At 27.4% G+C, this 9,853-nt stretch carries 10 protein-coding genes, 1 pseudogene and 1 riboswitch; all 11 genes and pseudogenes read right to left on the bottom strand.

Annotation, left to right across the window (positions count from 1 at the left end; translation table 11 throughout):
- Nucleotides 1-107: 107 nt before the first annotated feature.
- Nucleotides 108-1,043 (bottom strand): DMT family transporter, encoded by a 936-nt coding sequence (locus HUJ77_RS07010; RefSeq protein ID WP_291707864.1) that lies wholly within the window; start codon nucleotides 1,041-1,043, stop codon nucleotides 108-110.
- A 170-nt stretch (nucleotides 1,044-1,213) separates the two neighbouring features.
- A complete protein-coding gene (locus HUJ77_RS07005) occupies nucleotides 1,214-1,411 on the bottom strand; it encodes a DUF4177 domain-containing protein (protein WP_291707863.1) in 198 nt (65 codons plus the stop codon).
- Nucleotides 1,412-1,532: 121 nt separating this feature from the next.
- Complete coding sequence (arsA, locus tag HUJ77_RS07000) at nucleotides 1,533-3,278, bottom strand: arsenical pump-driving ATPase (protein WP_291707862.1); 1,746 nt, start codon at nucleotides 3,276-3,278, stop codon at nucleotides 1,533-1,535.
- Nucleotides 3,279-3,295: 17 nt separating this feature from the next.
- Nucleotides 3,296-3,664: an arsenite efflux transporter metallochaperone ArsD gene (gene arsD, locus HUJ77_RS06995; RefSeq protein WP_291707861.1), complete on the bottom strand. Its 369-nt coding sequence runs from the start codon at nucleotides 3,662-3,664 to the stop codon at nucleotides 3,296-3,298.
- A 47-nt stretch (nucleotides 3,665-3,711) separates the two neighbouring features.
- The gene (locus HUJ77_RS06990; protein ID WP_291707860.1) at nucleotides 3,712-4,038 is read right to left on the bottom strand and encodes a metalloregulator ArsR/SmtB family transcription factor; all 327 of its coding nucleotides are present in this window, start codon (nucleotides 4,036-4,038) and stop codon (nucleotides 3,712-3,714) included.
- 231 nt (nucleotides 4,039-4,269) lie between these two features.
- A complete protein-coding gene (locus HUJ77_RS06985) occupies nucleotides 4,270-5,517 on the bottom strand; it encodes a DNA polymerase IV (protein ID WP_291707859.1) in 1,248 nt (415 codons plus the stop codon).
- Nucleotides 5,518-5,532: 15 nt separating this feature from the next.
- Nucleotides 5,533-5,790 carry a hypothetical protein gene (locus tag HUJ77_RS06980; RefSeq protein ID WP_291707858.1) on the bottom strand — a complete coding sequence of 86 codons (258 nt, stop codon included), beginning with the start codon at nucleotides 5,788-5,790 and terminating at the stop codon, nucleotides 5,533-5,535.
- Between the two features lie 220 nt (nucleotides 5,791-6,010).
- A pseudogene (gene uvsE / locus HUJ77_RS06975) lies at nucleotides 6,011-7,015 on the bottom strand (UV DNA damage repair endonuclease UvsE).
- 116 nt (nucleotides 7,016-7,131) lie between these two features.
- Complete coding sequence (locus HUJ77_RS06970) at nucleotides 7,132-7,689, bottom strand: DUF6512 family protein (RefSeq protein ID WP_291707857.1); 558 nt, start codon at nucleotides 7,687-7,689, stop codon at nucleotides 7,132-7,134.
- 68 nt (nucleotides 7,690-7,757) lie between these two features.
- On the bottom strand, nucleotides 7,758-8,756 hold the full coding sequence (add, locus tag HUJ77_RS06965; protein ID WP_291707856.1) for an adenosine deaminase: 999 nt from the start codon (nucleotides 8,754-8,756) through the stop codon (nucleotides 7,758-7,760).
- An 83-nt stretch (nucleotides 8,757-8,839) separates the two neighbouring features.
- Nucleotides 8,840-8,939: riboswitch (purine riboswitch) on the bottom strand.
- A gap of 48 nt (nucleotides 8,940-8,987) precedes the next feature.
- Nucleotides 8,988-9,806 (bottom strand): aldo/keto reductase, encoded by an 819-nt coding sequence (locus tag HUJ77_RS06960; RefSeq protein ID WP_291707855.1) that lies wholly within the window; start codon nucleotides 9,804-9,806, stop codon nucleotides 8,988-8,990.
- Nucleotides 9,807-9,853: the final 47 nt, after the last annotated feature.

Here is a 9,853-nt window from a genome sequence, read left to right as displayed (position 1 = left end):
CTTTATATTTTTTCATTTTAACCCCTCCCCTTAAATATACCTAATAATATTATATACTAATTATTACATTTATTCAATTTAATACTACTAATGCTTTTATCAGATTATTATGATTTGATATCTTTTCTTTTATATACTAGGTAAATGCCTGTACATACTAATATTAAGGCTATTAATATTTTTATATCGAAGATATTTTCCTTAAGTATTATTGCTGATAATATTGTTCCAAAAACAGGTATTAAGAAATTAAAGACTGAAATTACCCCAACTTTATTATATTTTAAAAGCTGTGACCATAATGCAAAGGCTATTGCTGATAATAAAGCCATATATATTAATAGGGAAGCTGATTTTATTGTAAAGTTTGTAAGGCTTCCCCCTAAGATATATCCAATTACAGTCAAAACTAAGCCTCCTATAGCTAACTGATATCCTGTTACAGTATAAGCATCTTTGTTTTGACTTATTTTTTTGCTATATAATGATGAAACTGAAAGCATAAAGGCTGCAATCATTATAAAGCCCTCTCCTCTAAAGGAAAATCCCCCCTTTAAAACTGAAGTTCCACCACCAAGATTTACAAGTACAACCCCTGCAAATCCAACTATACAGCCTAATACTTTATTAAAATTCAGTTTATCATTTTTGTATACCATATGAGCTAATATAATACTAAAGAAAGTACCTGTTCCATTTACAATGGAACCTCTTACACCTGTTGTATAAGTCATTCCTAAGTAAAAGAATATATATTGAATGGTAGTTTGTCCAATTCCTAATATAGTGATTTCTTTTAAATCTTTAGCTTTTAAATCAAATATATTTTCTTTCATTATTATTTGTAATATAAGTACAAAAATTCCTGCTAAGAAAAATCTGTATCCAGCAAATATAAGCTTTCCACCTACATCATTACTTGTTATATTAAAAAGTTCATATCCCACTTTAACAGATGGAAAAGCACTTCCCCATAAAAATGTACAAATTATTGCTATAAAAATTATATTTATCTTATTAGTATAAATTTTTTCTTTGTTCAAAAATATTCCTCTTTTCTATTTATCTTTAAATATTTAGCATAAAAATAATTATACTATTAAAGTTTATAATAAGATAATATTTTTATGAATTCCTGGAAAATAAAAAGAATTCTATTTTAAATTATTAATCAACTTGAAATAGAATTCTTTTATTTATGAACTTTTTATATCTAAGCAATTTCTCTTTTAAATATTACTGAGCCCTCATCTTGCTTTGGAATCCAACCTACTCCTTCAGGGGGTTTTCTTAAAAATCCTACTAGTTCCCAGCCTTCTGCTCCATAACTATTAAGTTCCTTTTGAAGTTCTTCAGAATTCCCTAAGCCTTTTATTGAGCTTACTACAATAGCTTTATATTCCCATTTCATAAATACTATATCTCCTTTCTTTTAATTAAATTCTTTAATATAGTATCTGCTGAACTTAAGAATAATATACCTTATAGATTTACTAGAATAGCTATTAAGTTTTTTATATAAATCTTTATAATTAATTAATAAGTTCTAATAAATTATTACCCTTTACCTCTTCAGCTTTCCATTCAATTAAAGCAAAATTGCCTTTAGCTATGTCATTTACTTTATTTATCCATATTACTTCATTACTTGCCTTTGCTTTTAATATTTCATTACTTGTATTAGTAGCATAAAGACTAGAATTAATTACCCACCATTTGCTGTTGATACCAGCTCTACTTAAATCTTTTTCTAACCTCATGGCCTCAAATACTGGAGTAGCTTCAGCTAAAGTTATAATTATAACTTCTGTATCTTTTTCATTTCTCAATTTAGGTAAGAGATTTCTAACGGATTTAGGTATATCACCTTCTGATCTTTGAATTTCCCTATGATAGCTTTGAGTTGAATCTAAAAGTAATAGCGTATGACCTGTTGGTGCAGTATCAATAACTACAATTTCATTTTCTGATTTTTCTACTATTTCAGCAAAGGCTCTAAAAACTGCAATTTCTTGAGTACAAGGTGATCTTAAGTCTTCTTCAATATATTCAATATCATCACCACTCATAGTTTCTCTTGCTTTACTTAAAACTTCTTCCTTATATTTTTTGAGTTCTTCTTTTTCATCAATTCTACTTAAAGTTATTCCATACCCTTCATCAATTACAAACTGTAAATTAGCAGCTGGGTCTGTTGTAGTTAAATGTACTTTCTTACTTTTCTTAGAAAGTCCTAATGCAATTGCAGCTGCTATTGTTGTCTTACCTACTCCCCCTTTTCCCATGGTAAAAATAACTTTTTTATTACTATCAAATAGATATTCTATAACTTTATTTAATTTAGGAACTGTGCTTGTATTTATTTTATTAGCCTTTATTTCTATATTATTATCTTTTAAGAAGGCTCTTACATTTTCAATACCTGTAATATTATAAGGTCTTAAAGGTATTTTATAAGTTTCAATATTTTTTAATCCCCAGGGGATATTATTCAGTGCATTTCTTTGTTTTTCATATAAAGCATTAGATAAATTATCATCATGATTTTCTAGAACTCCATTTATAATCAATATTTGATTTCTTATGCCAATTTCTTTTAATTCATTTGATGCTCTTTCAGCTTCTTTTAATGTAGCTGTTTCTGGTCTTGATACAAGAATAAGAGTTGTCTTAGTTTCATCTGCCAAATTATAAACAGCATTTTTATATATTTCCCTTTTACTTTCAAGTCCTGATAATTGTCCTAGGCATGATACTCCATGAGTATTTTCATTTATAAAATTACTCCAAGCTGAAGGTAATTGAAGCATTCTTAATGTATGACCTGTTGGTGCTGTATCAAAGATTATATGGTCAAATTCATCAGCTACTTTTTTATTAGTAATAAATGAAGAGAATTCATTAAAAGCTGCTATTTCAACAGTACAAGAGCCTGAAAGTTGCTCTTCCATATTATTTAAAACTGCGTCTGGTAATTTACCTCTATAAGGTGCTATAACACTTTCTTTATATTCTGCTGCTGCTTCTTCTGGATTAAAATTTGCAACAGTTAAATTTGGGATATCCTGTATTTTAGTACCTTTATTATTTAGCTCTGTATTAAAAACATCTTGTAAATTAGAAGCAGGATCAGTGCTAATAAGCATTATATTTTTTCCTTCATCTGCTAGTGATACAGCTATTGCACAGGCTGTTGAAGTCTTTCCAACTCCACCTTTTCCAGTGAAAAATAGATATTTAGTTAAATTTAAATTTTTTATATCAAAGTTTTTATACATTTATATCACCCCTTTTATTAACAAAAGCCACCATTACAAGAACATCCACCGGAATTTTTCACTTTAGCCTTTAATAATTCAGGAGATATTTCTAATAAAGTACAAAATTCAGCGTTGGTAGGATAGCTACCCATTTTTACAATTTTCCCATCAACCATTATTACTGGAAGTATATTCACTCCTCTTTTCATCAATAATTCATTTATTATTTTATTATCAACGAAGATTTGAGGATTATTAGTTAAGTTATATCTCTCAACTAATATCCCATTACTATTTAAGTTATTTAGTATTGTTGAAACTCTTAAAAGCTCTGGATTAACAGATGGACCACAAACTCCTGTTGAACAACACATTGCAGGATCAAAAATAATCATTTTTTTCATAATAACGCATTCTCCTTTTTATCTTTCTACTTGCTAGTACAAAGAATTTATTTATTTTTACATACACATTCCTTTTGCTTACAGATACATTCTTCAGTATCAGTAATGATATTCATTAAATTTAGAATTAATCTGTTAGCATTAGTGGTATGTAATTTATAATAATTCCATATGCCTTCTTTTCTTGATAATACTAATCCACACTCAGTTAAGACCTTTATATGATGAGATAGTGTGGGCTGAGTAAAATTAAAATTCTCAAGTAAATCACAAGCACACTTTTCGCCACAAGATAAAATGTCCAATATTTTTAGTCTATTAGCATCAGATAATGCCTTAAAAATCTTTGCATTTATTTCATAGTTATTCTCCATAATAAACCTCCAACAAAATCTCTTACATTTACACCAATATAGAGAAGTATCTATGTCCCTTTAATATATTTCTTTATATAGGTGCTACTATAAGATGATATATAGATATATATCTATATGTTATGGTGGAAATTTAATTTTGTTACAAAAAAATCTTAACAATACCTTTTATATTGTTAAGATTTTTAATACTTAATTTCTTATTAATATTTATATATAATTTCTTAGGGCTTATAAAATACTTCCCATCATTGGGTAATCTTCCTCTCCATTACCTCCATTTATAGCCTTTATTCCAGAATGAAGAAAGGTTGATCTTATTACTGAATTATTTCCATATCTATTTCTTATAGAATCTATAGTCTTATCTAAAGCACGTTGTTTTTCTATTGCCTTATTATCAAATAATGAACTTTGAAAAAATTCATTACTACATAGCTTTGTTACTCTAACTCCAATTTGTCTTATGGCTTCACCTCTCCAGCACTCTTCAAAGGCTTTAGTTAATTCTGCAAATATTTCTTCTGTGGAGTCTGTATAATTTTCTAATGTCTTTTGATGAATGTATTTTTCAAAATTGAATCCTTTTATTGATATGGCTACTACTTTACATAAGCTTTCATTACTTCTTAACCGACTAGCAACAGATTCAGTTAAAGATAAAATTACTCTTAGTGCTTCCTCTTTAGTAGTTATATCCCAAGCTATAGTAGTTGAATTCCCTATTCCTTTAACATCTACATAATTATATTTTCTAACTAAGGATTCATCTATTCCATTTGCATAGTTATATATTACTTTACCATGGCTTTTAAAAACACTTTTAAGTAAATCTAAATCAAAATTAGCTAAGTCTCCAATAGTGCATATATTTAATTTATCTAAGTTTCTTTTAGTTGCTCTTCCTACCATAAATAAATCCTCTATAGGAAGTGGCCACATTTTATCTTTTATATCTTCTTTAAATAATGTGTGTATTGAATCCTTAGGATTAAAATCACTAGCCATTTTTGCCAGTAGCTTATTACTGCTTATTCCTATATTAACAGTAAATCCAAGTTCCCTATTTATTCTATTTTTTATTTCTAATGCTTTTTCCATATAAATTTCTTTATAATGACTCATATCCATAAAAACTTCATCTACTGAATATCTTTGTATTATGGGTGAATATTCATAAAGAAGGTTATACATAGCATTACTACAACTTACATATAGCTTATAATTAGGTCTAAATATTTTTAAGTTTGGACATTTCTTTAAAGCTTCTACAATAGTTTCTCCTGTTTTTATTCCGTATTTTTTGGCTGGTATAGATTTAGCTAGGACAATTCCATGTCTTTCATCTCTATTTCCACCTACAATAGAAGGAATTTTTCTAATATCTTCTGTAGTTTCTCCCAGTTGTAACATTCTAATAGCTGTCCATGAAAGGTATGCTGAATTAACATCTATATGAAATACTATTCTTTCATCCAAGATATTCCCTCCAATCTAATACTTAAAAAGTATCCATTTATAAGTGCTTGAATCATATTTTATTTCATATAATTTCTCTTGCCCATTTATACAACTACTACACAGGAATTTTTCCATTATACTACCTGCTAATCTTTCCTTTTCCCTTTTTAATATCTTTTCTATTTTTATTACTGTAACTTCATTTTCATCTAGCTTAAACTTAAGAGGATTAATAGAACCATCCTTATTAAACCATGCTATCATTTGTATTGGTTTAGCAACAACTTTCAAATATATCCCTCCCTTGGAAATCCCTAAATCAATTATATCGAACATACGTTCTTTTGTAAAGATAATTATATTATGCCTTTTTATTAAAGAAAATACTCAAGATTTATAATTTTTATTATTAGTAAATAAAAAAATACAAGTAAAATAGCTTCTCACTTGTATTTATTCACATAATATTAAATTTATGACCTTTATTTATTTATATATATGTAAAGTAATATTATATTTCTAAAGTAGTTTTATCACTCCACTTAAACTCTGGTTTTACTTCAATTATTTCATTAACTAGTTTAAATAAAGCTACATCTTTTTCTTTACATTCCAGCATTATATCTACATCTCTATTAAATATCTTTAATGTCTCAAGAAAATTTATAAAGTCATGTACATCTATAAAGTCAGAATGCTTCTTATCAACTTTATCAACTAAGGTCTTATCTTTTGGAGAAGAAAAATGCATTTTAGCAGGTAATTTTTCATTGTTCCATGTATTTAATATATCTTCTAATAAATCTTTAATGTCTTCTCCATTATTATTACAATTATGATGATGTATATCTAAAACCATTGGAATATTTAACTCTTTGCATAAGCTTAAAGTTTCTTTCGCTGTATAGGTTTTATCATCATTTTCAATTATAAGGGTTTCTCTTATATTCTTAGGGAAGGTGTTAAAACTCTCTATAAATCTTTTTCANGTATTAAAATTCTCTATAAATCTTTTTAAAGCTGCTTCTTTTCCACCAGTAGCTCCACCTACATGAATTACCATCTTTCCTTCTTTATAATCCATATCTTCAAACCATTCAACTTGCCTTTGTAAATTTATAAGGGTATTTTCTACAACCTTAGAATTTGTGCTATTTATTACATTAAATTCATCTGGATGAGTATCAACTCTCATATTAGATTCTTTAATAAGCTTTCCTATGTACTGAAAATCCTTTTTAAATATTTCTCTATGTCCCCAATATCCAACCTCTGGATGAGTTACTAATGGAATTAAGGCAGAGGTTATTCTATAAAAATGTATTTCCTTTTCTATATTATATTTTAATATTTCTTGAAGATCTGCTAAATTTGATAATGTTACTGTTTTTAACTTTTCTAGCCTTTTTTCTTCAGAAAAAATTTTACTATAATTAGTAAAAGTAACAGTACTAGAGCTAGTTACTTTTTTACCCAACACCTTTGAAATTGCTACATAACCAATTCTTATTCTCATATTTAGTCTCCTTTGTTTGAAATAATTTTAAAATATATATAAATATTAAAAAGACCTCAATTGAGGCCCTAAAAATTTGGAAGTCATATTTTATGTTGTTATATAGTTTTATTAATTTAATCCTTCATTTTATAAATTCCATACTCTCCTGTTCTTTCGTCTTTAAAATATTCTTGCATAGGAGGTTTAAAGGTAAAAATTATAAATACTATAACATGAAGAAATATCCCCATTAAGGCAATATATCTTAACTTTTTGTTAGGTAAAGTTATACATCCTATTATATAAGATACTGTTTGCCCTATTAGTATTCCTAATAAATAAGCCACTATGTCTACTATCATTTCAGTTGTTGCTCCAAGATCTTTGAAGAAAAAACTCCATAAAGCAGTTATTGAAAAGCAAACAATTTCAAATACTACAATACAAACAAATTTACTAAATAAAAAGTTATTTGCTTCATTTTTTACAAAAGCATATTCTACAAGTGAATATATCAAAATTGGATATAATCCAAGTTTCCAATGCTCCCACATACTTTCATTTATTGGTGCTATAAGTCCTACAATTATATTTTCATTTGATAAGTTATATAGGGAATGCCATAATGCACCTAAAGCAAAAATTATAAATACACCTATTATTTCAAAATTAAATAACCTCTTGCACTTCATTTTCTTTCTCCTTAAAACACTTCTATATTTATTTTATGGAGAAATTTTAAAATAATACGTAAATTCAATTAGTAATTAATAAATTCAATTAATTTTTCCTTTGTTTTATTATCGCAGAAGGATGCTTGTACATTATTTATATATATTTCTTTATATTCATCTGAAGTTATATTAAATGTCTTTAAAACATTATTAGTTTCTTCATTTAATGTTACATTAGAAACTGTTCTGTTATCAGTACTTATATTTACCTTTATACCATCATTATGATAGTTATATATAGGGTGATTAGAATATGAATTTACAGCTTTTGTGTCAATATTACTCTTTGGACACATCTCCAAAGTAACTCCTAGATTTTTAACTAAATCATAGGCTTCTTCATCATTATATATAAAGACACCATGTCCTATTCTTTCAGCTCCCAAAAGCTTTATTGAATCTCTTACATTTTTACCAAAGCCTGTTTCTCCAGCGTGGATAGTAATTCTAAAACCTTTTTCTTTAGCTAATTTCATTGCATCTACATATTCATATACGAAATCTTCTTTTTCTGTAGCTGCTAAATCTATTGCCACAACACCTTTTCCCAAGAATTTAGAGCCTGCTTCCATAGTATCATATACATGCTTTATATCTAGCCCTCTGATACAAGAAACTATTACATTCCCTTTTATCTCATAAATTTTTTCTGCATCCCTAATTCCTTCAATAACACTTTCAATTATTTCTTCTAATTTAAGACCATTTTTAATATGAAAAATTGGTGCAAATCGTATTTCTATATACTTGATATTTTCCTTTGCTGCATCTTCTAATAGTTCAAAGGAGGCTCTTCTTAAATTTTCTTTAGTTTGTAATACCATATTAGGAAGATCAAACTTTTCTAAATACTCATCTAAAGAGCTGCAGGTCTCTCCAACTGTCAATAAATTTTTAACATAATCGTATTCATAACTATCTAAGTCTATTCCTTCTTTTTTAGCAAGCTCTATTACAGTTTCAACTCTTAAGCTTCCGTCCAAATGGCAATGTAATTCTACTTTTGGTAACTTGTTAATATCCATACAATCACTCCTCTATTTAATAAAATTTAAAGTAAAGATAATATATAAAAATGTATAAAAAAATTCCTGATCACGAAGAAATCAAAAATAAATGATTTCTCCGTAATCAAGAATTATTGGTTCTTGGTAGAGACCCCTAAACCATATTATTAGGATTATACGAAGTATTCTATATTCACAATTTTAAATTATCATTATTTTACCATAGATATTAAATAAGTCAATATATTATTAGAAATTAAATGTATCTGGATCTGAACCTGTTCTAAGATTCTTATTCATACCATTCATTAATTCAATTTCTTCATTAGTTAATTCAAAATCAAATACATCAGCATTTTCTTTAATTCTATTTTCATGCACAGATTTAGGGAATACTACTATTCCTTTTTGTAGTAACCATCTAATTATTACTTGTGCAGCTGACTTATTATACTTTTTACCTATTTCTATTATTTCACTATTATTTAAGCAAGCACCTGAACCAAGTGGTGACCATGCTTCGAAAACTATCCCTTTTTCTTTACACATTTCTAATATATCATTATCTTGCATTTGAGGGTTAAACTCCATTTGATTAACGGCTGGAACAATTTCTGTATTATCTAATAAATCTTGTAAATGGTGTGTTTTGAAATTTGAAACTCCTATTGCTTTTGTTCTTCCGCTTTTATAAATTTCTTCCATAACCTTATAAGATTTAATATATTTATCCTTAACTGGCCAGTGTATTAAATATAAATCAACATAGTCTAAACCAAGCTTCTTTAAGCTAGTTTCAAAAGCTTCCATTACTTTTTCATCTCTCATATCTTGATTCCATAACTTAGTTGTTATAAATAATTCTTCTCTTGGAATTCCACTTTCTTTTATTGCTTCTCCAACAGCTTCCTCATTTTTATAAACAGCTGCTGTATCTATATGTCTATAACCTGCTTTTAATGCTGCAAGAACTGCTTCTTTAGTTTCTTCACCACTTCTCCAAACACCTAATCCAAATTGGTAAATGCCGTTACCAGTGTTCATCTTTATTTTACTATTTATATTCATAGTCCTACCTCCTAAAGTGTTAATTATTTTTCTATATTATATCAAAA

This window comes from Clostridium sp., assembly GCF_021443865.1.
Lineage (GTDB): Bacteria > Bacillota > Clostridia > Clostridiales > Clostridiaceae > Clostridium.
Note: the sequence above shows the minus strand (reverse complement) of the source record. Positions and strands in the feature narration are given on the sequence as shown.